This is a genomic window from Pseudomonas sp. NPDC078700 (genome assembly GCF_044542375.1).
GTDB lineage: Bacteria > Pseudomonadota > Gammaproteobacteria > Pseudomonadales > Pseudomonadaceae > Aquipseudomonas.
The window spans coordinates 56,290-83,094 of the sequence record NZ_JBITUI010000007.1 but is presented as its reverse complement, the minus strand read 5'-3'; the positions used below and the strand labels follow the sequence as shown (position 1 = coordinate 83,094).

The window sequence follows — 26,805 nt, the reverse complement described above, 5'->3', positions numbered from 1 at the left end:
TGTACCCGCGATCAGATCGCGCGCTGGTTGACGCGCTTCATCAGTTCCTCAGCGCTTTCCTTGCGCTCTGAATAGCGGTCAACCAGATAGTCCTGCCGGTCACGTAGCAGCAAGGTGAACTTCACAAGTTCCTCCATTACATCGACTAAACGGTCGTAATAAGACGAAGGTTTCATCCGGTCAAATTCGTCAAACTCAGTGAATGCCTTAGGCACGGAGGATTGATTGGGGATTGTGAACATTCGCATCCAGCGGCCAAGCACACGCAATTGATTAACCACGTTAAACGACTGCGAGCCGCCGCACACCTGCATCACCGCCAGCGCCTTGCCTTGTGTTGGGCGCACAGCACCGATCGCCAGCGGCACCCAGTCTATCTGCGCTTTAAATACTGCACTCATCGAACCGTGGCGCTCGGGCGAGCACCACACCTGCCCTTCGGACCACTGCACCAACTGGCGCAACTCAACGACCTTTGGGTGAGTGTCCGCCGCATCATCCGGCAAAGGCAATCCTGAAGGGTCAAAAATCTTTGTCTCTGCACCAAACTGCTCAAGTAAGCGCGCGGCTTCGGTCGTCAGCAAACGGCTGAATGAGCGCTCGCGGGTAGAGCCATAGAGCAACAAAATACGCGGTTTATGTAAGACAGGCTCGCGTGGAGCCAGTTGCTCAAGCGTTGGGATATTCACCAATGCTTCAGCGATATTAGGCAGTAGCTCTTTCATCAATACTCCTCCCTTGGCCATCGCCAAGTGGACTTACAAACGCGATATACGGTTAAGCTCATCCTGCATCGCTTGCGTGCTCAGCGTCTCGAAATTCAGCGCGATAAAGGCGGCAATGCGTTGTTCAATCTTGCCCAATGTCGATGCAAAAGCGGCTTCGATCTCAGCCTGACTTCCGCTGATTTCCGACGGATCGGCCAGCCCCCAATGTGCTTTCAGGGCGCGTCCAAAATACGCCGGGCAGACCTCACCCGCAGCGTTATCGCAAACGGTAATGACAATATCCACCTGCTCATCTGCAAAAGCATCCGAGGCTTTGCTGCTTAAGCCATCTGTTGCGATACCCGCATCTTTCAACGTTTTCAGGGCCTGTGGATTAACCCGACCACTGGGAAAGCTCCCCGAGCTAACAGCTTGCAATCCCGTGGGTGCCAAGTGATTGAAAACAGCTTCCGACAAGATGCTGCGGCAACTGTTGTGAGTGCACATAAACAGTACTTTCATGAAGGGCTCCGAGACTCAAAAACTCAGGCGTATCGCCAGTGCGCTAAGGGTGACAAGCAGAATCGGCACAGTCAGTACGATGCCGGTTTTGAAGTAATAGCCCCAGCCGATCGTCATATTCTTGCGCGCCAAGACATGCAGCCACAGCAACGTGGCGAGACTGCCAATTGGGGTGATTTTAGGGCCCAGGTCACAGCCAATAATATTGGCGTAAATCATCGCCTGCTGAGTCACGCCACTGACATCCGCAGCATGGATCGACAACGCCCCCACCAATACGGTCGGCAAGTTATTCATAACCGACGACAACAAGGCCGTCAGCAGCCCGGTGCCTAATGTCGCACCCCACAAACCGTAGCCTGCGAAGACATTCAGCAGCTCAGCGATATAATCTGTCAGACCGGCGTTTTTTAAGCCGTAGACCACCAGGTACATGCCTAACGAAAACACCACGATTTGCCATGGCGCACCTTTGAGTACCTTGCGGGTTGAAATCACATGGCCGCGCGCCGCGATCAGATACAGCACAGTGGCGGCAATGGCAGCGATTGCACTGATTGGAACCCCCAAGGGTTCAATCACGAAAAAACCAATCAGCAACAACACCAATACCCACCAACCCGCGATAAAGGTGGCTCGGTCACGAATCACCTCGCTCGGCTCCTTGATATCCGCAAGCTCATAACTGGCGGGTAAATCCTTACGGAAAAACCACATCAGCATGCCCAGGGTGGCAGCGATACTGGCGAAGTTGACCGGAACCATGACCGATGCATATTCCCTAAAGCTGATGTCGAAATAATCGGCAGAAACAATGTTCACCAAATTCGACACCACTAACGGCAGGCTGGCGGTGTCCGCAATAAAGCCTGCCCCCATAACAAAAGCCAGGGTTGCCGCGGGTGAAAAGCGCAATGCCAAAAGCATGGCGATAACAATTGGTGTCAGAATCAACGCCGCACCATCATTAGCAAACAGTGCCGAAACCACAGCGCCCAACAGAATAATGAAGGCATAGAGCCTGAGACTGCTGCCGCCACCCCACTTAGCCACATGCAGCGCCGCCCACTCGAAGAGCCCAGCTTCGTCCAGCAACAAACTGATAATGATGATGGCGATAAACGCGCCGGTGGCATTCCAGACAATTTGCCAAACCACAGGAATATCGCCAAGGCCGACCACCCCACTGAGCAGCGCCAGAACAGCACCAAATGTAGCGCTCCAGCCAACGCCCAACCCTTTGGGTTGCCAGATAACCAAGGTGATGGTGATAACGAAAATCGAAAGTGCAGTCAGCATTCGGCCAGCTCAGTTAGATAAAGATATTTCAGTCGCACATGGACTGGTTTTGCGGGAGGCTTTTCATTTCATGTAGACGGCGCACATCAGCTTCCAGCCATAGCTGGTTGGCAACTACAACCTCACTCAACATGCTCATCACCCAAGTCGGCAACTGCGGATGCAAGCGGTAATACACCCATTGCCCTTGCCGTCGATCCATCAGCAATCCACATGAGCGCAGCAACGCCAGATGACGTGAAACTTTCGGCTGACTTTGCTCCAGTGCAGCCGTTAGCTCGCAGACACAGAGCTCGCCTTCACCCGCTATCAGCAAGGTCATGCGTGCGCGGGTGTCATCCGCAAGGCACTTGAATATCTCCGTCGGGTTAAGCGACCCAGCCATTTTTGCTCCTGATTAATGCATGCAGCCTTAATATGCGGAAAACCGAATATACGCATAAATAAATATACGGTAAATCATATATTAAGTCGCTGATTGATCTGCATGCATACAAACGGAAGTGCCGAGCAATCTATACGCACTGCCAGGTCTTCAGATCTGCTTCATTGTTTTGCCAGCAAGTTCTGCACACGCCCAGCGTGTATGCGCCGATGGCCACGATGTGACCGGTATCGACTATTTCAGCGTTGAACTCAAGCGGTTCGATAGATGGCAGCAGCCCAAGGTGTCATTTGCCACTTGCGATTCGGTAGACCACGGGCCATCTGTCTATACGGCCAACAAACGGGCCAATGGAATACCCGCGCACAGCGATTCGCAGCTTTGCACTGAGCTGCGTTTTTTCACCCTGTTTGGCCCGTAGATATGGCGCTCTTCAAGCGAACCAAGGCGATTCTTAACGAGAAACCAGCGTGATTTCACCTAGATCGACGACATTGTTGAAGGCAACCATCGCTTATTGCCTTTACCGACCTGAGCATCAAGTCTTGACGTCAAAGTGGCCACTGCCGGGCGTTAATACCTAAAACGCTGTATCGCTTTGCTTGGCAAAAGCCATTGGATTAATGACCCGCTTCAAGCGCATGCAGCCTGAACCGCTGCATGCGCAAACCGGCATTAAGACCGATTAGGCAGTGGAGCAGCAGTTGCCAAGGTTTGATCCTGAGCATCCTCAGCTGCATCGCTTGCTGACCATGCGCGCACTCGCTCGATACTCTCGCGGTATGGCTTGAGCCCGTTGCCCAGCAAAATAATCGAGCTAATGATCGCCACCAGAGTGACGATCAGCAGCGAATAACGCAGTGCGTTATCGTCAGCAAACACGTAGTCGGTTACCAGCGCGACCGCTGTCGGGCCAATACCCAGACCGAGCAATGTGATGACAAACAGGTATATCGCCGATGCCTGCCCACGCATTGAGTTTGGCATGATTTCCTGAATAGCCGCCGGGGCAACACCAAAAGGCATGCTCAGGCAAAACACCGTAGGTGCCATTAATACCGAGGCCCAAAAGGCGCTCTCCATCAACGGGAAACCCAGCACAAAGGGCACAGCAGCAATCGCCGCATACAAGCCCACCCGCATGTTGGCGTCGGTGCGACCGCGCTTTGCCATCCAGTCCGCCAGACGCCCGCCAAATACAATGCCCAAACAGCCAAATACCGCAACGATGCTGCCATAGACAATGCCAACGTGACTGGCATCCCAGCCGTAAGTGCGAATGTAAAAGGTAGGCACCCAGGCGGCGCTGCCATAACCGGCAAAGGCCAGACCAGCGAAGCCAAAGTTGTGGCATAACACGGTGCGCCGGTTTTTCCTGATGTAGCCTGCCACTTGCGAAAGCGGCACGACAACACCCGCCCCTGCGCCACGCCGTGCGGGCTCTTTCACGGCCAACATCAATAAGGTAAAGAACGCCCCGGCAACACCAAGCGCCAGAAATATCAACTGCCAAGGGCGAACTTCACCCAGCAGCGGCAACATTACATCGCCCTGCGCTGACGCGAACTTGATAACCAGACCGCCGAGCAAGAATGCCAAGCCCGACCCAAGGTAGACGCCCATCGAATAAACACTGATCGCGGTTGCCCGACGTTCCAGTGGAAAGCTGTCAGCAATCAATGAATACGCTGCGGGAGATAACGCCGCCTCGCCGACACCGACACCAATTCGGCACAGCAGGAATTGCCAATAGAGGCGTACCATCCCGCACGCAGCGGTGGCGGCACTCCAAAACAGCACACCAAAGGCAATCAGCCCGCGGCGACTTTTACTGTCCGCCAAGCGGCCCAGTGGAATACCGCAAACGGTATAAAAAATGGCAAATGACAGGCCCATCAACAGACTCATTTCAGTATCGGAAATCGCCAAATCACGGCGAATGGGGCCGACCAGTAAATTGAGAATCTGACGGTCAATAAAAGACAGCACGTAGGCAACCATCAAAATGCTGACAGTGGTCCAGGCGCGAATGTTTGAAGGATAGCCATTGTTGTTATTGGACATGGGCAGTTTCCTCGACACCGCTGACGCGGTGCGCGACGGTTTAAAGTACTGCCAGCTTATGCGTATATGAGGCTCGGTGAGTATCGCCCAGAGGAGTTATTGATAGGGTGAATATCATCCTTAGGAGTGAGCGCCCATCGCTCACTCACTCAGCAGCCACTTACAGACTTACCGGTGCTCGCTCGCAGAGCACGTTGAGGGCCTCAGTCCAGCTTGCGTGATCATTCAGGCAGGGCACCAGTTGCAAGGTTTCCCCTCCTGCCTCTTGAAACTGCTCCAATCCGCGATCACCAATTTCTTCGAGCGTTTCAATGCAATCGGCCACAAACGCCGGGCACATGACCAACAAGTTTTTAACGCCTTGCTTGGCCAGCTCTTCGAGCCTGGCTTCGGTGTAGGGTTCTATCCATTTGGCCCGGCCTAGCCGTGACTGAAATGACACCGACCACTGCTCTGGCTGCAGTCCCATTTTCTCGGCAAACGCCTGAGCACTGCGCATGCATTGTGCGCGATAGCAGGTTGCCAACACTTGCGGCGAGGCCGTTTGGCAGCAATCCTCACGCTTCAAGCAATGAGCCCCACTTGGATCACGCTTATGCAAATGACGCTCAGGCAAACCGTGAAAGCTCAGAAGTAAATGGTCAAAGCCTTTATCCAGATAGGGCTTAGCACTATCAACCAGCGCCGAAATGTATTCTGGCTGGTCGTAAAAAGGCTGTAGAACCGACAACTGCACATCCAGCTTATGCTGACTGATGACCCGGCGAACCTCTTCAAACACAGTGGTCGTGGTGCTATCGGCAAACTGCGGATACAGCGGTGCCAGAGTGATTTTCTTGCAGCCTTGGGCGGTCAACTTAAGTAGCTGCGATTCAATAGACGGCTCTGCGTAACGCATCGCCAGCCCTACCGGCCCATGGGTCCATTTGTCTTGCATGGCCTGTTGCAGACGCTTGCTGAGAACGATCAACGGCGAGCCTTCATCCCACCAAATGGACGCATAGGCGTGGGCTGACTGTTCCGGACGCTTGATCAGAATCAAGGAAACCAAAAGGCGTCGGACCGGCCACGGCAGGTCAATAACGTAAGGGTCCATCAGAAACTGATTGAGGTAACTGCGCACGTCGGCGACTTTTGTTGAGGCTGGCGACCCCAGATTAACCAGTAACAACGCGTGGTCGGTCATGCAAATTCCTAGTTCGGCCCTGTACGTTAGGGCTCAGTTAGTCGAACTCAATCCGTCGGGTTCAATAAATCCGTTAAGGCCACATCCAAATGGGTGAAGCGAAACTCAAAACCGGCGTCAGTCAGCCGTTTGGGCAGCGCACGTTGGCCGCCCAATAACAGGCTGGACATTTCGCCCAAGCCTGCCCGTAATAAAAAGCCGGGAACAGGCAGTAATGTGAATCGATTGACTGCATGCCCTAACTCATTGGTAAATTCACTGTTGCGCACCGGATGCGGTGAGCACGCATTATAAGGACCGCTGGCATGTGGATGCTGCAAGAGAAAATCAATCAAGGCGATTTGATCACTCAAATGCACCCACGGCATCCATTGCTTACCACTCCCGATCCGCCCGCCCAGCGCTAGTTTGAACGGCAACAGTAAGCGCTTCAGCATACCGCCATGAGCCGCCAGCACCAATCCGGTACGCACAAGTACCACACGAATACCTAATGGCTCGGCCTGCAGCGCTGCGCGCTCCCAATCCGCACAAAGCTGTGCAGCAAAATCCTCGTTTTGTCGAGGGGATTGCTCTGTCAGCACTTGATCAGCACCGTCGCCGTACCAACCAACAGCAGATCCAGAAATCAATACACCGGGCTTTTGTTCGCGCTGCGTTAACCAAGAGACTAATTGTTCGGTCAGGGCAATCCGGCTTTCGCGCAACAGCGCTTTTCGCGCAGCATTCCAAGGCTTGTCGGCAATGGGCGCACCAGCCAGATTAATCACTGCATCAACAGGTTCGCCGTTAAGCTCTTCGAGCGTTGCCACACCGCGTACAGACGCACCACAAATACCGCTAACATGTTCAGGGCGGCGACTCCACACGCTCAACTGGTGCCCATGGGCAGCCCAGTGATGGCATAGGCCCTGACCGATTAAGCCAGTGCCACCCGTCAGCAAAATATGCATGGCATCTTCCTCGCATGACGCAATTTAACGCGGATCTTGCAGTCTATTTTTTGACATAGAGTGCGGCGTTTTAGTAACAGTGGCTAAGCTTACTAAGTGGTCGCAAAACCACAGAGCCAGAGAATACAGCGACCTTATAACTATAGCTAAAGCGCATCTGCAGGCCATACAATCTTATACAAAAAAATATCATTGTATAGCTTTTGAATACAGCATAGCCTAACGTTCTAGAACATGAGGCAGACCATGAATTCAAGCATTCCCATCGCGATCATCGGCACAGGAATCGCCGGGCTATCCGCCGCTCAAGCCTTGCAAAGCGCAGGGCACACCGTCCAGCTTTTCGATAAAAGTCGTGGCAGCGGTGGTCGCATGGCCAGCAAACGCAGCGACGCCGGTGCCCTAGACCTTGGCGCCCAATACTTTACCGCCCGTGATCGGCGCTTTGTCGAAGTGGTGCAGCAATGGCAAGCCCGCGGCTGGGCCAGCCAGTGGCAGCCAAGCCTGTACAACTATCAGGGTGGCGTACTCAGTGCATCTCCAGATGAACAAATACGCTGGGTGGGTTCCCCGCGCATGAGCGCAATAACCCGTGCCATGTTGGGTGCACTACCGGTGCACTTCAATTGCCGTATCACTGAGGTTTTTCGTGGTGAACAGCATTGGAGCCTGCAAGATGCTGAAGGCCAAAGCCATGGCCCATTCAGCCATGTCGTGATTGCCTTGCCGGCCCCGCAGGCCAGCACCCTGTTAGCCGCCGCACCAAAACTCGCAGCGGCGGCGGCTAGCGTTTCGATGGAACCGACCTGGGCTGTAGCCCTTTCATTCGCAGCGGCACTAGACACCCGTGTAGAAGGCTGTTTTGTACAAGACAGCGCACTTGATTGGCTGGCCCGCTGCACCAGCAAACCCGGCCGCGACAACACTCACGATACCTGGATATTGCATGCAACCAGCCAGTGGAGCCGTCAACACATCGACCTCGCCAAGGAGCAGGTAATTGAGCATTTACATGGGGCGTTCGCTGAGCTGATCGGCTGCGCAGTTCCAGCACCACGCTTCACCCTCGCCCATCGCTGGCTTTATGCGCGGCCCTCAGCCGCGCATCAACTGGGTGCCTTGGCAGATGCTGACCTGGGCCTGTATGCCTGTGGCGACTGGTGCTTGTCCGGGCGCGTTGAGGGCGCGTGGTTAAGCGGCCAGGAAGCAGCACGCAAACTACTCGAACACCTTCAGTAACACGCCACATATGACGACCCTGCAACCTATAAACCCGCAAAAACTGCTGCTGTCGAAATGGACAGCAGCCAACCCGCGCAATCGTGAAAAGCACTTTATCGTCACCGAGCTGCTGCGCGATGAGGATGGCCAAGTGATGCAGGTCGAGTTGCAAGCTGTATTAACCAAACGCAGCGAACTCATGGCCTGGCAATCTCTGCAGAACAAACAGGATTGGCTGATGGGCTGGAAATAGGCCGTCGGCACATCGCAAACGCACAGCGCCTAAAAACTTGTACAAAAATTTGACTTGTACAAGATATTCCCTACGATGAACATAAATTGTACACGCAATAGTTTTTGTACAACTAATCATCGAGGGCGTCATGTTTATCGCCGCAACACACAAACCCAAAATGGCTATCAGCGCTTGTCTGCTGGGCGAACTCGTGCGCTACAACGGCGGCCATAAAGAGTCACGCCTGTGCAGCCAGACCCTGGGTGATTACTTTGAATTCGTCACAATTTGCCCTGAAGTCGCCATTGGCTTGGGCACGCCGCGCGAACCGATACGACTGATTGGCGATCCAGACGCACCAAGAGCTGTGGGCACAGTTAACCGAGCCAACGACGTAACCGAACGCCTGACGGCTTATGGTCAGCAGGTTGCTGAGGAACTAACGGACATTTGTGGCTACATTCTGATGCAGCAGTCACCTTCGTGCGGGCTGCACCGGGTCAAGGTATACCAAGAGAATGGACGCCCTAGTGAACCCAAAGGCACCGGTATATTTGCTGCTGAATTTATCGCCCGACATCCAGACCTCCCGGTCGAAGAAGCAGGCCGCCTGAATGATCCGGTACTGCGTGAGAACTTCCTCAGTCGCGTGTTTGCCTATGCCGACTGGCAACAAGTGCTGCAAGCAGGCCTGACCCGCAAGGGCTTGATCGACTACCACTCGCGCTACAAATACCTGCTGATGGCAACCCACCCGGCACAGTACAAATCCCTTGGCCGCCTGCTCGGAAACCTTCGCCAGCATGACTTGGAAACCTTGGCCCAAGACTATTTCAGCCAATTAATGCAAGCCCTGAAAAGCTGCGCAACTCGGGGCACCCACAGCAATGTGCTGCAGCACATCAGTGGTTATCTCAAGCAATGGCTGAGCGCTGAAGAGAAGCAGGAAATGCAATCGCTGATCAGCCAGTACCGTCAGGGCGTCGTGCCTCTGGTGGTACCCCTAACGCTGCTCAAACATCACTTTCGGATGCACCCCGACCACTACATTAATCAACAGGTTTACCTGCAGCCGCACCCGGAAAACCTCAGCCTGCGAAATGCCCTATGAACCCAGCTAGCGAAACACCCGACGACAGCGAGTACCAAGTTGCGCTCGCCGATGGTTTTCGGCCCATACGTGATGTTGCACGCATCACTGGGGTTAACCCGGTGACGTTGCGCGCCTGGGAGCGCCGCTACGGTTTGATCGTGCCGCAGCGCACCGCCAAAGGTCACCGTCTGTACAGCGAGCAGCACATCAGCCAGATTCAAGCGATTCTGCTGTGGATAAACCGAGGCGTGCCGGTCAGCCAAGTCAAGGACCTGATCGACGGCGTAGCACCAGTGCTCGCCATTGCTGGCGAACAATGGGCTGACTCGCAGTGGGCACACAAGTGCCATCAGCTACTTGAGGCAATCAGCACTTTGGCTGAGCGCCGCCTTGACGACATATTAAATAGCGAGCTGGCCATATACCCGCCGCAGGTGCTGTGCAAACAACTTCTGCTACCGCTACTTGCCGAGCTGGAACAACGCTGGCGTGGCCAGTTTGGCGCTCGACTTGAGCAGGTGTTTTTCCACTCATGGCTGCGCAGCAAACTCGGTGCCCGGGTTTATCACAACAACCGTCAACAGCAAGGCAGTCGATTGTTGATGATCAATTGCTCCGACTTACCGATGGCACCAGGGCTGTGGCTCTGCGCCTGGCTGGCAAGCAGCGCGGAGTCTGCGGTTGAGGTATTTGACTGGCCAGTGCCGCAGGTCGAGTTAAGCATGGCGATAGAGCATCTTCAGCCACCAGCAGTACTGCTGTATTCGTCCCAGCCACTGAATCTCAGTCAATTGTCGACGTTGCTACAGAGCTATGCCGGCACCCTGCTGATCACGGGCCCTACGGTGACTATTCATCAGTCTGAGTTGCAGCCTCTACTGGCCCAGCACCGCAACCTGAGAATCGCCATTGACCCCGTTGTCGCCATGCAAGTACTGGCCGATCAACGCCTGCTGGAGGACGCATGATGTTGCAGCTGATGTGGTTCCGCACCGATCTCAGGGTGCATGACAACACCGCTTTTGCTGCTGCAATGGCCAACGGCCCAACAGTTGCCGTTTTTCTCCTGAGCCCCGGGCAATGGCAAGCGCATGACGATGCGCCCTGCAAAGTCGATTTCTGGCTGCGCAACCTTACAGAGCTGAGTCGCGAGCTGGGCAAACTGAATGTGCCGTTGCTGATTCGCAACGCAGACTACTGGGATCAAGCAGCTGAAGTGATCGCCAAGCTGTGCCAAGAACTCGATATTGCCCAAGTGCATTTGAACCAGGAATACGGCGTCAATGAAACCCTGCGCGACGATCAGGTAGCACAAACCCTGGAGACCCAAGGGGTAAGCCTGCAGAGCCAGCTTGATCAGCTGTTTTTTCAACCGGGCAGCGTGCTGACTAAAACCGGCACCTACTTTCAGGTTTACAGCCAGTTCCGCAAGATCTGCTATCAGCGCCTGCACGAGCAAATTCCACAGCGCGTGGCCAAGCCTGCGGCGCAGACCCCATTGGCGATCAACGCCGATAGCGTGCCCGCGCACGTTGAGCCGTTCGCCCCCCCCAGCAAAGCGCTGCAACGGCTTTGGCCAGCAGGCGAAGACGAAGCCATGCGCCGCCTGGCTGCATTTGCTGAAGAGCCTATTGCTGACTATCAAACTGACCGTGATATCCCGTGCAAGCCCGGCACCAGCCAATTGTCTGCATACCTGGCGGCCGGGGTTGTTTCGCCACGTCAGTGTTTGCATGCCGCTTTGGCGTTTAATCGCGGCGAGTTCGACAGCGGTAATGCCGGAGCGATGACGTGGGTTAACGAGCTGCTTTGGCGTGAGTTCTACAAGCACATTTTGGTCGGGTATCCGCGGGTGTCCAAGCACCGCGCATTCCGAGTTGAAACCGATGCATTGAAATGGCGCCGCGCCCCCGCTGAGCTGGAGGCCTGGCAGCAGGGTCGGAGCGGTATTCCGATCATCGACGCGGCGATCCGTCAGCTACTCAGCACCGGCTGGATGCACAACCGGCTACGCATGGTGGTGGCCATGTTCCTGACTAAAAACCTGCTGATCGACTGGCGTGAAGGCGAAGCCTTCTTTATGCGTCATCTGATTGATGGCGACCTTGCAGCGAATAACGGCGGCTGGCAATGGAGCGCTTCAACCGGTACCGATGCAGCGCCCTACTTCCGGATTTTCAACCCCATCAGCCAGTCACAGCGTTTCGACCCGGATGGGCGCTTTATTCGCCATTGGCTGCCGGAGTTGGACGGGCTGAGCAACAAAGAAATCCATGACCCATCAGCGCTTGGAGGTCTGTTTGCGACCACTGATTACCCAAGCCCGATGGTTGATTTGAAAAGCAGCCGCGAACGGGCGATCAACGCCTTCAGAGACTTGCCCAAGACAGTTGAGGAGCCCTCTGCATGAGTGATTTCCTGCGCAACTTCGCCCGCGACTTTGCAACGCTCAACAAACACAATCTTGATCGCCTTAAAGGCCTGTACAGCGCTGACGCCGTTTTTCAAGACCCTCTGCATAAAATCCATGGCCTGCAAAACATAGAGCGCTATTTTGCCCAGCTGTATGAAAACGTCAGCGATTTGAACTTCGACTTTCATGGATTTGATCAAGTTGCTAACGGAGAAGGTTACCTGCTCTGGACCATGAGCTATCGCCACCCGCGCCTGGCCGGTGGCAACTTGATTTATGTTGATGGCTGCTCCCATCTGCTATGGAACAGCAAGGTTTATCAGCATCGCGACTACTTTGATGCAGGCAGTTTGCTTTACGAGCATCTGCCGGTGATGGGCCGGGTAATCACCTGGCTCAAAGGCAGGTTAGCAGGATGAACGAACGACGCTATTGGGTTACCGGTGCCAGCAGTGGCATTGGTGCCGAGCTTGCAGAGTTACTGCTCAAAAAGGGTCATCGCGTTGCACTCAGCGCTCGCTCGATCGAACCATTGCAGCTTCTGGCAGAACGTTATCCGCGCCAGGTATTGGTGCTTGCCGGCGATCTTAGTGACCCTTACAAGGTGAAGGAAATTGCTAAGCGCATCAGCTCGACATGGGGCTGGCTCGATACGGCAATTCTCAACGCTGGCACCTGCGAATACCTCGATGCCACCGAGTTTGATACCACGCTGATCGAACGTGTAATTAAAACCAATCTATTCGCCACCAGTTACTGCCTTGAAGCGGCCCTGCCCTTGCTGCGTAAAAGCCAAAGCCCGCACTTGGTGGCAGTGGCCAGTTCAGTTACTTATTTAGCGCTGCCACGTGCTGAAGCCTATGGTGCGTCAAAAGCGGCGGTGCGCTACCTGCTTGAGTCACTGCGACTTGATCTGGCCCATGAGGGCATTGATGTAACGCTGGTCAGCCCTGGTTTTGTTGACACACCACTGACGCGCAACAACGACTTTCCAATGCCGATGCGGGTATCCGTCGAAACCGCCGCGCAGCACATCGTCAAGCGCCTCGACAAGCGCCCATTTGAAATTGCTTTCCCATGGTTATTCATCACCTGCCTGCGATTAATCGCCAATGCCCCCAAAGCCCTGCAGGTTGCCATTGGCAGGCGCATGGCTCGTACTCAGCGCTAAGGATCGAACATGAAAATTGCCATTATCGGCAGTGGTATTTCAGGGCTCACCAGCGCCTATTTATTAAACCGCAACCATCAAATACGCGTCTTTGAGGCGGCTGACTGGATAGGCGGCCATACCCATACGGTTGAGGTGGAAGTCGCAGGCGAACGGCATGCAATTGATACTGGATTTATTGTGTTCAATGACTGGACCTACCCCAACTTTATTCGCTTGCTTGATAAGTTAGGCGTGGCATACAAACCCACGCAGATGAGTTTTTCGGTTAGCGACCCGAACAGTGGCACCGAGTACAACGGCAACACCTTAAATACCCTGTTTGCTCAACGCAGCAATTTAATTTCGCCTAAGTTCTGGGCCATGGTCCGCGATATCCTGCGATTCAATCGCGAGGCCATCGACGACCTCAATAACCAACGAATCCACCCCAGCATGACACTCGGTGATTACCTCACAGCGGGCGGCTACAGCAGCCGTTTCACCGAGCACTACATTGTGCCGATGGGCGCAGCAATATGGTCAATGTCGCTGCAAGACACACTCGATTTTCCTCTGCAGTTCTTTCTTCGTTTCTTCAAGAACCATGGCCTACTTTCCGTCAGCAACCGCCCACAGTGGTGCGTAATTGAAGGCGGCTCTGTCTGTTATATAAAACCGCTGACAGAATCATTCCAACAACATATCCGCCTCAACTGCCCTGTGCAGCGAGTAGAACGCGATGCACAGGGCGTAGACATCCACAGCGCCAGCGGCGTTGAACGTTTCGATAAGGTTATCTTCGCCTGCCACAGCGACCAGGCGTTAAAACTGCTTGCCCAGCCGAGCGCGCAAGAGCAGCAAATCCTTGGTGCACTGCGCTACGCAGCCAACGATGTGGTGCTCCACACGGACACCCGCCTGCTACCTCAGCGGCCGCTCGCCTGGGCCAGTTGGAACTACCGCTTGGGCGGCCCTGCTGAACAACCAGCAGCGCTGAGTTACAACATGAATATCTTGCAAGGCTTGCAAAGCGATACCACTTTCTGCGTCAGCCTCAACCAAACACCACTGATTGAGCCAAGTAAAATCCTTGCTCGGTACAGCTATTCCCACCCGCAATACAGCCTCGACGGCGTGGCTGCACAAGCTCGTCATAAAGAACTTCTGGGCACTAACCATAGTTATTTCTGTGGCGCTTACTGGGCCAACGGCTTCCATGAAGACGGTGTAGTCAGCGCCTTGCGCGTCGCCCGCGACTTCGGCGAGGCCTTGTGATGAATAGCGCGCTCTACAGCGGTACGGTGCAGCACCGGCGCTTTGCCCCGAAAAAGCACGATTTTAATTATCGGATGGGGTTTCTCTACCTGGACCTCGATGAACAAGAACAGGTTCTGGGCTTGTCACGCCTCGCGGGGCGTAGCCGATTTGCGCCTTTTGCATTTCGCGAAAGCGACTTTTTACCGCGGTTCACCCACGCGGGAATCCGCTTGATTGATGCCGTACGATTGCGTGTACAGCAAGCCATCGGGCAGTTGCCAGATGGATCAATCTGCCTGCTTGCTCAACCACGAAGTTGGGGAGTGGCCTTCAATCCCGCCAGCTTTTTTTATTGCCACGACCGTGACGGCAAGCTGCTCGCGATTCTTTGTGAAGTCAGTAATACACCGTGGCACGAACGTTATCACTACGTAGTACCCGCCAGTGACAGCGCCCATCAACACGTATGGGTGAACAAGGCATTTCATGTATCGCCTTTTTTGCCGCGAGATATCGAATACCAAATGGCATTTAGCCCGGCCGGTGAACGACTGGGTATTCACATGGCGGACTGGCAAGGCCCAGAAAAACTGTTTGATGCGAGCCTTAGCCTGACACGCAGCGAACTTAACCGTAAAAGCCTGCACAGCTACTTACTGCGCTTCCCTTGGATGACCGGCAAAACGGTCGTTGCCATTTATTGGCAGGCGCTGCGCCTGCTGATTAAACGAACCCCGTTATTCAACCATGAAGCGGCGACTGATGCGTTCAGCGTTGCCCGCCCGCAATCGAAGGATTCCTCCCATGAAAAGCTCTAGCCTCAGTTCCTCCAAGAGCGCATTGAAGATGGGCAACGGCCTGGGTGCAGGCCTGCTGCGACGCGGCGTAATACGTCAGCTTCGAGGTTTAAGTCATGGTTTCCTGACGATTACTGAAGGTACTCAGCGCCTTGAGTTCGGTGATCCACACGCCAGCATTCGAGCCGAAATAAATGTCAATGACAGCGCTGTCTGGGGCATGGTTGCCAGCAGTGGTTCTATCGGCGCTGGCGAGGCATATATCCTCGGCCACTGGAGCAGCCCAGACCTGACTGCGGTGGTGCGGGTGTTCGTCACCAATCTTGATACGCTTGATGCCATGGAGACTGGCCTTGCACGCTTGAGTCGGCCGCTCGTTCAGGGGCTACATTGGCTCAATAGCAATACCCGCAAGGGCTCGCGCAAGAATATTGCGGCCCACTACGATATCGGCAACGAGATGTTCGAGCAGTTCCTAGACTCGACCATGATGTATTCAGCAGCGCAATTCGCAAGCAACGATGACAGCCTTGAACAAGCGCAACTCAATAAGCTGGAGCGAATTTGCCAAAAGCTCAACCTGCAACCACAGGATCACCTGCTCGAAATTGGTACAGGTTGGGGCAGCATGGCGATCTACGCGGCGGTCAATTACGGCTGCAAAGTCACCACCACGACGCTGTCAAAAGAACAGTTCGACTATGCCCAACGGCGTATTGAGGAGCAAGGTTTACAGGACCGCATCACCTTGCTGCTCAAGGATTACCGTGACCTGCAAGGCAGCTATGACAAACTGGTCTCGATTGAAATGATCGAGGCTGTTGGTCACCGCTTTCTCAGCGACTACTTTCAGCAGTGTGCCCAGCTGCTCCAGCCCAATGGCCTGATGCTGCTGCAAGCCATCACCATTCGCGATCAACGCTACGAGCAAGCTAAAAACAGCGTCGATTTCATTCAACGTTACATTTTTCCGGGCGGCGCGTTGCCCTCAATCAGCAAGATGCTCGATATCATTACCAGCAAGACTGATATGAACCTGCATCACATGGAAGATTTCGGCCTGCACTACGCTCGTACACTGCGCCTGTGGCATGAAAACCTGCATCAGGCACGACACAACCTGGAAAAGCTCGGCTACGACCAATACTTCTACCGTATGTGGGAGTTTTACCTGTGCTATTGCGAGGGCGGCTTTATCGAGCGCACCATTGGCACCGCACAATTGCTTCTGGCGAAACCTGCCGCACACCCCGCCCCCTTACTTGGACGCTTTAATGCCTAAATTGATCGCCAACGCCCTACTCTTTCAGCTTGGCTGGTTGATCTGCGTATTCACCGGTGACAGCGCCTGGTTGGTCATAGTGGCGGGCATAGTGGCGGTTCATTTTTTCTGGACCAGCAGTTGGGCCGCAGAAGGCAAACTGTTGATCAGTGTTTTCTGTGCAGGCAGCGCACTCGACAGCTTTTTACTGAATATCGGTGTTTTTGAATTTGCCGAACCCCGCACGTTAATCCCGCTGTGGCTGGCGCTGCTTTGGCTGTTACTCGCCAGCACCCTGAATCACTGCTTGGCCTGGACGGCCAAACCCTGGTGGCGCGCCAGCCTGCTGGGCGCAGTTGCGGGGCCCCTGTCGTACTACGCCGGCGCGCAGATTGCCGATGTACGCATGCCCTTAGGAACAGCGCCGACCCTGCTGCTTCTGGCGCTGATCTGGGCCGCAGTAATGCCGCTGCTGCATGCGTTTGCCAAGCTCTATCGCGCGCAATACGAACAGAGCTTGCGAGCACGTCGATCGGCTTAAGCCACCAAAAGCATCTGGCTGGCGTACACTGGCGGCCATGACCGACCCCATCCGAATCCCGTTGACCCCACTGGCGCAGCAAACGCCAGAGCCTGAAGCGGTAGCTTGCTCAAATTGTGCAGCCTGCTGTTGTCAGCTGGAAGTCATGTTGATCACTGACACCGGCGTTCCCGAGCGCTATATCAGCACTGACGATTGGGGCGGTGAAGTAATGTTGCGCCTGGATGACGGCTGGTGCGCAGCACTGGACCGCGACACCATGCGTTGCAGCATCTACGAGAAGCGCCCACTCATCTGCCGGGAGTTTGAAATGGGCTCGCCGGAGTGCATTGAAGAACGCCGCGGCATGGCGACTATCTATCGTTGAATGTTGTGAGCACGTCGGTTGCGGGGCAGACACTGCGAGGTTTTCAGCCCTGCAACGACCAAGGCCTCAGGCAGGCAGCGCAAATGTTTTTCGCCTCAAAATGGTGAATATATAAGCGTCTTCCACCCGCCTCATCGTCGAAAAAAAGCGCTGCGATTGATCTACACAATCGCAGCGCTTTCTTCACTGAACAGCAGTCGTGCAGCCTAGAAGCTCAAGCGGTAATGCAGCGCATAGGACTCCACCCCGTCGTTGGGATTCTTGATCCCGGCGTTGGAATAGTGAATGGCCCTGATACCAACTTCTTGCCCGGAGAAACGCACACCAGCACCAATACGGTCTTCGAACTGGAATGAAGTACCGAGGTCGTTATTTTCAATTTCAGTGCTGGAGAAGAATGCAACGCCAATCCCCGCCTCGACATAGGGCCGCAGGTTTTCACCGGCAAACTCATATACAAATACAGGCGCAAACGAGATGCTGTGATTACTTGAAGTCTCATCACCCTGCCAATAGGTGTATGCCCCATCCCAGTAACCGGTTAAGCGGCCTACATCGCTTTGCAGCCAACTTCTGTCGAAATCAAACTGGGCACCAAAACGGTAAGTTGCGGTTGAATCACTGGTTTGTCCAACTGAAAAACTAAGGTCTGCAGCTTGAACCGAACTGCTAACTCCTCCCAATGCAGCAAGTGCTGCGACCACTAAAGAGATAGTTTTTTTCATACCCCGTCCTAATTTATCGTGAGTCCTATTCACTAGGTCTGCATATTTTTATTTGAACGCCATCACCTCAGCGTTATCCAGCCCAAGAGCGGGCAACACAGACTGCATTTTTTGCGGATCCGCGCTGCACCAGAAATGCTGTTTAACATCAGATGGCCATGCAAGTAAATTGCGCTCGGCCAATAAACGCTGCAATTGTTTGGCAACTGCGGCTCCGGTATCAATGAGACTTATGTCTGCCGGGACCATCTGGCGAAGCAGGGGTTTGATGAACGGGTAATGGGTGCAGCCCAATATCAGCGTGTCACAGCCTGCGGCCAGTAACGGCTGAACATAACGCTCGAGCAAGGCGCGAGTGACCGGGCCATTAAGGTCACCCGCTTCGATCTGCTCGACCAAACCGGGGCATGGCTGGGTCACTACGCGCACATCACCCGCAAAGCGATCAAGCAACGCGGCAAACTTGGCACTCTTCAGCGTGCCGGTGGTTGCCAGCACACCCACCACACCTGAGCGGGTAGTCGCCGCTGCAGGTTTAACCGCTGGCTCCATGCCCACGATGGGTAAATCCGGGTACAGCTCACGTAAATCAGCAGCACCGGCAACCGTGGCGGTATTACAGGCAAGCACCAGCGCCTTGGCCCCTTGCCCCAACAAGAACTGAGCAATTTCGCGGCAGCGTTGGCGTATAAACTCCGGGCTTTTTTCGCCATAAGGCACATGGGCACTATCGGCGACGTAGAGTAACGACTCATTGGGCAGGCGTTGGCGAATCTCAGCCAAAACCGATAGACCGCCAACGCCTGAATCAAACACCCCAACAGGCGCGTTGTTATTCATGGGCTGTACCGCAGACGGTGCAGCCCGGATCACGCTTGACCCGCAACTCACGAAAGCGTGAACCCAATGCATCTATCAGCAATAAACGGCCAATCATTGGTTCACCAAAGCCAGCCAGTAGCTTCAATGCCTCAAGCGCCTGAAGGCTGCCGATCAACCCCACCAATGGCCCGACCACACCGGCTTCACTACAGGTTAATTCGGCCTCGCTGCCGTGGCCGTACAGGCAGTGGTAACAGGGGCTGGAGTCAATACGCGGGTCAAACACTGACAACTGCCCTTCAAGGCGAATGGCAGCACCACTGACCAGCGGAACCTTGGCTGCAACGCAGGCAGCGTTAACCGCTTCTCGGGTGCCAAAGTTATCTGAACAGTCGAGCACCAGATCGACTGAGGACACCGCACTGTCCAGGGAATCTTGGTCAAGTGCACTGCGCAGCAATTGCAACTTGATCAGCGGATTGATTGCTTTAAGGCGCGCGGCAGCTGAATCAACCTTGGCTTGCCCGACACTCAAACTGTCGTGTGCGATCTGGCGCTGTAAGTTGCTCAGGTCCACTGTATCGAAGTCAGCCAAGTGCAGCTCACCCACGCCCGCCGCCGCGAGATAAAGTGCCGCCGGCGAGCCTAACCCACCGACACCGACTATCAATACACGACTATTTTTCAGGCGTAGCTGGCCTGCAACATCAACCTGCTGAACCAGAATTTGTCGGCTATAGCGCAGCAACTCCTCGTCACTGAGTTCTTCAAAGAAACCGGCGCGTTCACTCATGATCAAAACGTCCAATACTGATGCGTTGATGACCGCCTAAATCGCGGCGACTTTCAACCTGATTAAACCCACGCGCACTCAACAGCTGGCACACCGCAGCGGCTTGATCGTAACCGTGTTCAAGCAATAACCAGCCTTGAGCGTTGAGATAATTGGGGGCCTGTTCAATGATCAAGCGGATATCGTCGAGGCCGTCGGCACCCGCAATCAGCGCACTGCTCGGCTCAAAGCGCACATCACCCTGACTCAAATGCTGATCATCGGCCGCAATATACGGCGGGTTGCTGACAATCAGCTGATAACGCTGGCCCGCGACAGCTTCAAACCAGTTACTCAGTAAGAACCGCGCATGCCCCAGCTTTAAACGATTGCGATTGCGTTCCGCCAATGCAACGGCTTGCGAAACTCGGTCAACTCCAGTCACCTGCCACGCCGGACGCTCAGACGCCAAGGCCAGAGCGATCGCGCCAGTGCCCGTGCCTAAGTCGAGCACATTGGCAGGCGTTGCGGGGATTAACTCCAACGCCGTTTCGACCAGCAACTCGGTGTCAGGACGCGGGATCAGGGTATGGGGTGCCACTTCCAGATCAAGACTCCAGAAGCCTTGCTGGCCGAGAATATAGGCCACCGGCTCACCGTCTTGACGACGCTTGATGGCTGCGGCGAACTGCTCAAGCTGTTCATCGCTCAAGGTCTTATCGGCCCAAGTGTGCAAGTAGCTGCGCGATTTACCCAAGACGTGGGCCAGCAATAACTCAAGGTCCAGCCGGGCAGTTGGGGAGTCCGGCAGCTCAGTGCTGCTGAGTATCGCTTGGATCGTCGGCATGGGTTCGAGGTCGGCTTAGGCAGTGGTGGTATAGAGTAGCGCGCCGAGCTGTAGGTGTTAATGCTTGGGCGCTGCGCTTAGAGCAAGCGCAGCCTGCAGACTCGGATATCTTGAGGGCGAAATCAGTCGCCAAGCGCCGCTAGCTGATCCGCTTGGTATTCGGCGAGCAATGGCTCAATCACTGCATCGACGCCACCCGCCATAACTTCAGCCAAGGAGTACAGCGTCAGGTTGATACGGTGATCAGTGACCCGGCCCTGTGGAAAGTTGTAGGTACGAATACGTTCTGAGCGATCACCCGAGCCGACCAACAACTTGCGGGTATCAGAAATCTCTTTGTGTGCAGCTGCGTCCTGCTGGTCTTTCAACTTGGCACCCAACCAGGCCATCGCTTTGGCGCGGTTCTTGTGCTGCGAACGCTCTTCCTGACACTCAACCACAGTACCGGTCGGGATGTGTGTAATACGGATGGCCGAGTCGGTGGTGTTTACGTGCTGACCACCGGCACCGGAGGAGCGATAGGTATCAACGCGCAAATCCGCCGGGTTGATGTTGATCTCAGCTTGCTCGTCCGGCTCGGGCAGAACGGCAACGGTACAGGCCGAGGTATGTACGCGGCCCTGGGATTCAGTTTCTGGCACACGCTGTACACGGTGAGCACCGGACTCAAACTTGAGCTTGCTGTAAACGTTATCACCTTCGATACGGGCAATAACCTCTTTATAGCCGCCGTGCTCGCCCTCGTTGGCCGAGAGAATCTCAACCCGCCAGCCACGACGCTCCGCATAGCGCGAATACATGCGAAACAGGTCGCCGGAGAAAATAGCCGCTTCATCACCACCGGTGCCCGCACGCACTTCGAGGAAGACGTTGCGGTCATCGTTAGGGTCTTTAGGCAACAACATGCGCTGCAGGTCACCTTCGAGCTTGATCAATTGCTCTTTGGCCTCAGCAACTTCTTCCTCAGCCATCTCGCGCATGTCCGGGTCGCTGTCTTTCAACAGTGCCTGGGCGCTTTCGAGATCAGCCAGCACCTTGCGGTACTCAGTGAAGGTAGCATTTACCGGCTCGATCTCGGCATATTCCTTGGAATAGGCCCGAAATTGCGTCTGATTGCTGATCACTTCGGCATCGCCAAGCAACGCCGTCAGTTCCTCAAAGCGGTCCTGCATCAAATCAAGTTTATTGAGCAGCGAAGGTTTCATTGCATGCCTTTGTTGGGTGACGCGCCCTCGTCGAGGGCAAAAAGTTCTTGTGCCACAGCCAGCGCATCAATGCGCCCGTCAGCAGACAGTTTCTTCATCTGCACGCTTGGCGCATGCAGCAGTTTATTGGTGAGACCACGCGCCAGTTGCGCCAAGACATCTTCAGCGCTTGCGCCATTGCTGAGCATACGCTGAGCCTTGGCTAGCTCTTCGTCGCGCAGACGTTCGGCCTGCTGGCGATAGGCTTTAAGCACATCAACTGCGGCCAGCTCACGCAGGCGCTGCATAAAGTCATCTGCACCGACCGAAACCAGCTCTTCCGCCGCCTCTGCTGCGCCTTGACGACTTTTAAGATTTTCCGCGATGACTTCATGCAGGTCATCAACTGTATACAGGTAAACATCATCAAGCTCCCCGACTTCTGGCTCAATATCCCGCGGGACGGCGATATCGACCATAAAAATCGGTTTGTGTTTACGCTGCTTCAGCGCGCTTTCTACCGCGCCTTTGCCCAAAATCGGCAACTGGCTCGCGGTCGAACTGATGACGATGTCGCTCTTGGCCAGCTCCTGTGGAATATCCGAAAGCAACACAGCATGGGCACCAAACTGTTCGGCCAAGGTGCTGGCACGCTCCAAGGTGCGGTTGGCAACGACAATCCGCTTAACCCCTTGGTCGTGCAGGTGGCGGGCCACCAGACTGATGGTTTCCCCCGCACCAATAAGCAATGCCTGGCTGCGATTGAGGTCACTGAAGATCTGTTTGGCCAGGCTGACCGCAGCAAATGCCACCGACACAGGGTTTTCACCAATGGTGGTATCGGTGCGGACCTGCTTGGCCGTGCTAAAGGTTGCCTGAAACAGACGCCCCAGTAACGGCCCCATGGTGCCCGCTTCACGGGCCACAGCAAAAGCTGACTTCATTTGCCCGAGAATCTGTGGCTCGCCCAACACCATTGAATCGAGGCCTGAGGCCACACGCATCATGTGACGAACTGCCGCATCATCTTCATGAATATAGGCGCACGCACGCAGGTCTTCGAAGTTCAAATTATGGTATTTGGCCAGCCACTGCAGAACGGCCTCGGAGGTGAGGCTGTCTTGTTCGATGTAAAGTTCGCTGCGATTACAGGTCGACAAGATCGCGGCTTCGCGGCTAGCCGTATCCCTGCACAATAGCTGCAATGCCTCAACCAACTGCTCTGGCGTGAACGCCACGCGCTCGCGAACGTCTACCGAGGCAGTTTTGTGGTTAATACCGAGGGCAATAAAGGCCATGCATGGTCGCTGACAGATGAAATAAGCCGGCAATTGTCCTACTTCGACCGTTTGAGAACAACCACCGCTGGTTATTGTCACATCATATGAAGCAGAATTTATCCGCCGTCAGCATGCCACTGGGCGAGGGAATCCGGCGTTAAAAAGCGGTTGAAGATGCTCATTTACAGCTCACAAGCTCGGCTTTTTGGCATTTGTTGCCTTTTAGCGCCTTCGCTTGCTACCGTTTTCAGCGAAGCCTTAAAGGCTGTAGTGATTGATGGCCAAGGCCAGAAAACCGATAAATTTAAATGTATTTCGTAAAATATTTACACTGCACTGTTGTTCATTGCTCAGCTTTAACCCAGCATCATGCAATATAAGGGCTGCTTAAATTGCCCGAACTAATCGCCCCATGGGTTTGCCCAATGGCTTATGTCATGATGCTCCGACCGCAGGTTAGCCGTCTCGTCTCTATGAATAGATCTTTAGCGCTACTGACAGCCATGGCTTTTTTGGGTGGCTGCCAAACCATTGATACCTCAACTGACAGCTCGCCTCCGGTTGAGGACGCGACCGCAACTGAGCAAGCCGCACAGCCCGAGGTGTATGGCTCGTTCAGCAAAGACACCTTGCTGGCCCTGCTCACTGCTGAAATGGCAGGCCAACGCAATCGTTTCGACATTGCTCTAGGCAATTACGTGCAGCAAGCCAACGCTACCCAGGATGCAGGCGTTGCTGAGCGTGGTTTCCGTATCGCCGAGTACCTAGGCGCAGACCAATCGGCCTTGGACACCTCGTTGATCTGGGCGAAAAACGCCCCCAACTCCATTGAGGCGCAACGCGCTGCAGCCGTGCAACTGGCGCGCGCCGGCCAGTACGACGAATCCATGACTTATATGGAGAAAGTCCTGCAACGCCAAGGCGATACGCATTTTGACTTTTTAGCCTTGTCTGCGGCTGAAACCGATCCGGATTCACGCGCAGGGCTGCTGCAAAGCTTTGACCGCCTGCTGGCTAAGTATCCAGAAAATGGCCAGTTAATCTTTGGCAAAGCCCTGCTTATGCAGGAAGACGGTCGCTCTGAAGAAGCCCTTGAGCTGCTCGAAAGCCATCCAGCCAAAACCGATGATGTCGCGCCACTGCTGCTCCAGGCCCGTCTGCTCACCAGTTTGCAGCGTGGTGATGAAGCCCTGCCATTGCTTGAGGATGGCATCAGCAAGCACCCTGACGACAAGCGTTTGCGCCTGACCTATGCCCGGACCTTGGTTGAACAAGGCCGCATGGAAGATGCCAAGGGTGAGTTCTCATCACTGGTGCAACAGTTTCCCGAAGACGACGACCTGCGTTTCTCGCTGGCCTTGGTCTGCCTGGAGTCCGAGGCGTGGAAAGAGGCCATTGTTTACCTAGAACAACTCATTGAGCGCGGCAGCCATGTTGACGCGGCCCACTACAACCTCGCCCGCGCCTATGAAGAGCTTGATGAACCCGACAGCGCCTTGATCGAGTATGGTTTGGTTGGCCCCGGCAATGACTACCTGCCTGCTCAAGCGCGCCAGACCGAGATACTCTTCGCCAGCGACCGCATCAGCGAGGCCTCGGCCAAACTCAGCAGAGCACGCGGTGCCGAGCCTGATTATGCGATCCAACTGTACCTGATTGAAGCCGAAGCACTTGCCGGCAAGAAACAGGAAGAACAGGCATGGCAGCTGATCCAGCAAGGCCTCAAGGAATTTCCGGACGACCTTAACCTGCTGTACACCCGCGCGATGCTCGCCGAAGACCGGGGCGATCTTGAGCAGCTGGAAACCGATCTGCGCTTTATTTTGGAGCGAGACCCAGAAAACACCATGGCGCTAAATGCCCTGGGTTACACCCTGGCTGACCGCACCACCCGCTACCAAGAAGCCGACCAGCTGATCGACAAGGCTTACCGCTTGAGCCCGAATGACCCGGCGATTCTCGACAGCAAGGGCTGGGTCAATTACCGCCTTGGCAAGCTGGATGAAGCCGAAGGCTTCCTGCGTAAAGCACTCGCAGATTTCCCCGACCACGAAGTCGCCGCCCACCTTGGCGAAGTACTTTGGGCCCAGGGCAATCAAAGCGAAGCCCGCAAGGTCTGGGCAGATGCTTTGCAAAAACAACCCGACAGTGAAGTCCTGCGCAGCACCATCAAGCGCCTGACAGGAGCAGAGAAACCCTAATGCGTTTGCGCCACCTTATTGTATGCAGCCTACTCGTGATGCTGACCGGCTGTGCCGGTTTAATCTCGCATGAATCCATTGAAGGCAAGGGCGACCCAGCGGCCTGGCAAGCTCATAAAGAGCAGCTAACCGCTTTGGATGCCTGGCAAATCAGCGGCAAGATCGGCATCCGTGCACCAAAGGACTCAGGTAGCGCGACCTTGTTCTGGCTGCAACGCCAGGACTACTTTGACATCCGCCTGTCCGGCCCACTGGGCGGTGGTGCTGCACGCTTGACCGGTCGCCCGGGCGAAGTATTGCTTGAGGTTGCCAACAAAGGCCGCTTTAAAGCCGAATCCCCCGAAGCGCTGTTGCAACAGCAGTTGCGCATGAACTTGCCTGTCTCGCACCTGCTTTGGTGGATTCGCGGCCTTCCAGCTCCAGATACCAAGAGCGAGCTGACACTGGACACCGAAAGCCACCTGTCGCAGTTGAATCAAGATGGCTGGAAGGTCGAATACCTCAGCTATGTTGAACAAAATGGTTACTGGCTCCCCGAGCGTATCAAGCTGCACGGCCAAGACCTGCAAGTCACCATCGTGGTCAAGGACTGGCAGCCTCGCCAGCTGGGCCAATAATGCCAGCGCAACACCCCGCCACTGCTGCCTCTGACAACAGTGGCGCACGGCTGACCCTGCCCGCCCCGGCCAAGCTCAACTTGATGCTGCATATCCTTGGCCGCCGCGCCGACGGCTATCACGAGCTGCAAACCCTGTTTCAATTTCTCGATTTCGGCGATGAACTGAGCTTTGCGCCGCGCACGGATGGTGAAATTCACCTGCGCACTGACATTCCCGGCGTACCTCACGACAGCAACCTGATCGTGCGTGCCGCGCGCATGCTGCAGAAACATGCTGATTGCGCCCTAGGTGCCGATATCTGGCTGGATAAACATTTACCGATGGGCGGCGGCATTGGCGGCGGTAGCTCTGATGCAGCCACCACCCTGCTCGGCCTCAACCATTTGTGGCAACTGAACTGCGACCTCGACACCCTCGCAAGCATAGGTTTGACGCTGGGTGCAGACGTTCCGGTGTTCGTTCGTGGGCATGCTGCTTTTGCCGAGGGCGTGGGTGAAAAACTGACGCCAGTAGAGCTTCCTGAGCCCTGGTTTCTTGTGGCAATACCGCAAGTACTTGTACCCACAGTAGAAATTTTCTCCGACGCCGAGTTGACACGCGATACGCCGCCCATTAAAGTTCGCAGCCTTCTTGAGGGGGGCGGTCGAAATGACTGCCAGCCGGTTGTAGAAAAGCGTTATCCAGAAGTACGTAACGCTCTGATCTTGTTGAACAAATTTGTTCCAGCAAGATTAACCGGCACTGGAGCTTGTATATTTGGGAGCTTCCCAAATGAGGTCGATGCTGGTAAAGTCGCCCGCCAACTTCCAGCCACTTTGCCAAGTTTTGTTGCACAAGGTCGTAACATCTCGATGTTGCACCGAGCGCTTCAGGAATTGGACAGGAAGTAGATGCAAAGTA

General features: G+C 54.9%; 28 protein-coding genes. 15 read left to right on the top strand and 13 right to left on the bottom strand.

The window, feature by feature from the left end; all coding sequences use genetic code 11:
* Nucleotides 1–11 precede the first annotated feature (11 nt).
* The 7 genes from arsH to ACIGCM_RS20460 all read right to left on the bottom strand — a co-directional run bounded on the left by arsH (nucleotide 12) and on the right by ACIGCM_RS20460 (nucleotide 7,116).
* Nucleotides 12–725 carry an arsenical resistance protein ArsH gene (arsH, locus tag ACIGCM_RS20490; RefSeq protein ID WP_397503902.1) on the bottom strand — a complete coding sequence of 238 codons (714 nt, stop codon included), beginning with the start codon at nucleotides 723–725 and terminating at the stop codon, nucleotides 12–14.
* A 33-nt stretch (nucleotides 726–758) separates the two neighbouring features.
* Entirely contained in the window at nucleotides 759–1,229 is a 471-nt protein-coding gene (locus tag ACIGCM_RS20485) for an arsenate reductase ArsC (protein ID WP_397503901.1), read from the bottom strand.
* A 15-nt stretch (nucleotides 1,230–1,244) separates the two neighbouring features.
* Nucleotides 1,245–2,528: an arsenic transporter gene (locus ACIGCM_RS20480; RefSeq protein ID WP_397503900.1), complete on the bottom strand. Its 1,284-nt coding sequence runs from the start codon at nucleotides 2,526–2,528 to the stop codon at nucleotides 1,245–1,247.
* Between the two features lie 28 nt (nucleotides 2,529–2,556).
* Nucleotides 2,557–2,913, bottom strand: coding sequence for a metalloregulator ArsR/SmtB family transcription factor (locus tag ACIGCM_RS20475; protein WP_397503899.1), 357 nt, complete (start codon nucleotides 2,911–2,913; stop codon nucleotides 2,557–2,559).
* A gap of 675 nt (nucleotides 2,914–3,588) precedes the next feature.
* A complete protein-coding gene (locus ACIGCM_RS20470; RefSeq protein WP_397503898.1) occupies nucleotides 3,589–4,977 on the bottom strand; it encodes a spinster family MFS transporter in 1,389 nt (462 codons plus the stop codon).
* Between the two features lie 160 nt (nucleotides 4,978–5,137).
* Complete coding sequence (hemH, locus tag ACIGCM_RS20465; protein ID WP_397503897.1) at nucleotides 5,138–6,163, bottom strand: ferrochelatase; 1,026 nt, start codon at nucleotides 6,161–6,163, stop codon at nucleotides 5,138–5,140.
* Between the two features lie 47 nt (nucleotides 6,164–6,210).
* Nucleotides 6,211–7,116 carry a TIGR01777 family oxidoreductase gene (locus ACIGCM_RS20460; protein ID WP_397503896.1) on the bottom strand — a complete coding sequence of 302 codons (906 nt, stop codon included), beginning with the start codon at nucleotides 7,114–7,116 and terminating at the stop codon, nucleotides 6,211–6,213.
* Between the two features lie 246 nt (nucleotides 7,117–7,362).
* Here ACIGCM_RS20460 and ACIGCM_RS20455 point away from each other — a divergent pair, with 246 nt between their 5' ends.
* The 12 genes from ACIGCM_RS20455 (at nucleotide 7,363) to ACIGCM_RS20400 (ending at nucleotide 17,454) form a co-directional block, all read left to right on the top strand.
* A complete protein-coding gene (locus ACIGCM_RS20455) occupies nucleotides 7,363–8,355 on the top strand; it encodes an NAD(P)/FAD-dependent oxidoreductase (RefSeq protein ID WP_397503895.1) in 993 nt (330 codons plus the stop codon).
* 19 nt (nucleotides 8,356–8,374) lie between these two features.
* Nucleotides 8,375–8,590, top strand: a complete 216-nt coding sequence (locus tag ACIGCM_RS20450) for a TIGR02450 family Trp-rich protein (protein ID WP_397504063.1) — start codon at nucleotides 8,375–8,377, stop codon at nucleotides 8,588–8,590.
* Nucleotides 8,591–8,720: 130 nt separating this feature from the next.
* A complete protein-coding gene (locus ACIGCM_RS20445) occupies nucleotides 8,721–9,683 on the top strand; it encodes a YbgA family protein (protein ID WP_397503894.1) in 963 nt (320 codons plus the stop codon).
* On the top strand, nucleotides 9,680–10,633 hold the full coding sequence (locus tag ACIGCM_RS20440; protein WP_397503893.1) for a MerR family transcriptional regulator: 954 nt from the start codon (nucleotides 9,680–9,682) through the stop codon (nucleotides 10,631–10,633). The genes ACIGCM_RS20445 and ACIGCM_RS20440 overlap by 4 nt, the downstream gene beginning before the upstream one ends.
* A gap of 2 nt (nucleotides 10,634–10,635) precedes the next feature.
* Entirely contained in the window at nucleotides 10,636–12,075 is a 1,440-nt protein-coding gene (gene phrB, locus ACIGCM_RS20435; protein ID WP_397504062.1) for a deoxyribodipyrimidine photo-lyase, read from the top strand.
* Entirely contained in the window at nucleotides 12,072–12,497 is a 426-nt protein-coding gene (locus tag ACIGCM_RS20430) for a nuclear transport factor 2 family protein (RefSeq protein ID WP_397503892.1), read from the top strand. The genes phrB and ACIGCM_RS20430 overlap by 4 nt, the downstream gene beginning before the upstream one ends.
* Entirely contained in the window at nucleotides 12,494–13,249 is a 756-nt protein-coding gene (locus ACIGCM_RS20425) for an SDR family NAD(P)-dependent oxidoreductase (RefSeq protein WP_397503891.1), read from the top strand. The genes ACIGCM_RS20430 and ACIGCM_RS20425 overlap by 4 nt, the downstream gene beginning before the upstream one ends.
* A gap of 9 nt (nucleotides 13,250–13,258) precedes the next feature.
* Nucleotides 13,259–14,506 (top strand): NAD(P)/FAD-dependent oxidoreductase, encoded by a 1,248-nt coding sequence (locus tag ACIGCM_RS20420; RefSeq protein ID WP_397503890.1) that lies wholly within the window; start codon nucleotides 13,259–13,261, stop codon nucleotides 14,504–14,506.
* Nucleotides 14,506–15,306, top strand: coding sequence for a DUF1365 domain-containing protein (locus ACIGCM_RS20415; protein WP_397503889.1), 801 nt, complete (start codon nucleotides 14,506–14,508; stop codon nucleotides 15,304–15,306). The genes ACIGCM_RS20420 and ACIGCM_RS20415 overlap by 1 nt, the downstream gene beginning before the upstream one ends.
* A complete protein-coding gene (locus ACIGCM_RS20410) occupies nucleotides 15,293–16,567 on the top strand; it encodes a class I SAM-dependent methyltransferase (protein WP_397503888.1) in 1,275 nt (424 codons plus the stop codon). Before ACIGCM_RS20415 ends, ACIGCM_RS20410 begins: the two co-directional genes overlap by 14 nt.
* Nucleotides 16,560–17,087, top strand: a complete 528-nt coding sequence (locus ACIGCM_RS20405; RefSeq protein ID WP_397503887.1) for a DUF2878 domain-containing protein — start codon at nucleotides 16,560–16,562, stop codon at nucleotides 17,085–17,087. Before ACIGCM_RS20410 ends, ACIGCM_RS20405 begins: the two co-directional genes overlap by 8 nt.
* A gap of 37 nt (nucleotides 17,088–17,124) precedes the next feature.
* Entirely contained in the window at nucleotides 17,125–17,454 is a 330-nt protein-coding gene (locus tag ACIGCM_RS20400; protein ID WP_397503886.1) for a YkgJ family cysteine cluster protein, read from the top strand.
* Between the two features lie 206 nt (nucleotides 17,455–17,660).
* Here the strand turns inward: ACIGCM_RS20400 and ACIGCM_RS20395 are convergent, their stop codons facing one another.
* The 6 genes from ACIGCM_RS20395 to hemA form a co-directional block, all read right to left on the bottom strand.
* On the bottom strand, nucleotides 17,661–18,179 hold the full coding sequence (locus ACIGCM_RS20395) for an acyloxyacyl hydrolase (protein WP_397503885.1): 519 nt from the start codon (nucleotides 18,177–18,179) through the stop codon (nucleotides 17,661–17,663).
* Between the two features lie 48 nt (nucleotides 18,180–18,227).
* On the bottom strand, nucleotides 18,228–19,019 hold the full coding sequence (murI, locus tag ACIGCM_RS20390; RefSeq protein ID WP_397503884.1) for a glutamate racemase: 792 nt from the start codon (nucleotides 19,017–19,019) through the stop codon (nucleotides 18,228–18,230).
* A complete protein-coding gene (locus ACIGCM_RS20385; RefSeq protein ID WP_397503883.1) occupies nucleotides 19,012–19,794 on the bottom strand; it encodes a molybdopterin-synthase adenylyltransferase MoeB in 783 nt (260 codons plus the stop codon). Before ACIGCM_RS20385 ends, murI begins: the two co-directional genes overlap by 8 nt.
* Complete coding sequence (gene prmC, locus ACIGCM_RS20380; RefSeq protein WP_397503882.1) at nucleotides 19,787–20,620, bottom strand: peptide chain release factor N(5)-glutamine methyltransferase; 834 nt, start codon at nucleotides 20,618–20,620, stop codon at nucleotides 19,787–19,789. The genes ACIGCM_RS20385 and prmC overlap by 8 nt, the downstream gene beginning before the upstream one ends.
* Nucleotides 20,621–20,742: 122 nt before the next feature.
* Nucleotides 20,743–21,825, bottom strand: coding sequence for a peptide chain release factor 1 (prfA, locus tag ACIGCM_RS20375; protein WP_397503881.1), 1,083 nt, complete (start codon nucleotides 21,823–21,825; stop codon nucleotides 20,743–20,745).
* Nucleotides 21,822–23,102, bottom strand: coding sequence for a glutamyl-tRNA reductase (gene hemA, locus ACIGCM_RS20370; RefSeq protein ID WP_397503880.1), 1,281 nt, complete (start codon nucleotides 23,100–23,102; stop codon nucleotides 21,822–21,824). The genes prfA and hemA overlap by 4 nt, the downstream gene beginning before the upstream one ends.
* Nucleotides 23,103–23,557: 455 nt before the next feature.
* On the opposite strand from hemA, the gene ACIGCM_RS20365 reads away from it, so the two are divergent.
* Genes ACIGCM_RS20365 through ispE form a run of 3 tightly spaced genes read left to right on the top strand, consistent with a single transcriptional unit; the run spans nucleotide 23,558 to nucleotide 26,795 of the window.
* Nucleotides 23,558–25,285, top strand: a complete 1,728-nt coding sequence (locus ACIGCM_RS20365) for a tetratricopeptide repeat protein (protein WP_397503879.1) — start codon at nucleotides 23,558–23,560, stop codon at nucleotides 25,283–25,285.
* Entirely contained in the window at nucleotides 25,285–25,902 is a 618-nt protein-coding gene (gene lolB, locus ACIGCM_RS20360) for a lipoprotein insertase outer membrane protein LolB (RefSeq protein ID WP_397503878.1), read from the top strand. Before ACIGCM_RS20365 ends, lolB begins: the two co-directional genes overlap by 1 nt.
* Nucleotides 25,902–26,795, top strand: a complete 894-nt coding sequence (gene ispE, locus ACIGCM_RS20355; protein ID WP_397503877.1) for a 4-(cytidine 5'-diphospho)-2-C-methyl-D-erythritol kinase — start codon at nucleotides 25,902–25,904, stop codon at nucleotides 26,793–26,795. The genes lolB and ispE overlap by 1 nt, the downstream gene beginning before the upstream one ends.
* The last annotated feature ends 10 nt before the right edge of the window (nucleotides 26,796–26,805 follow it).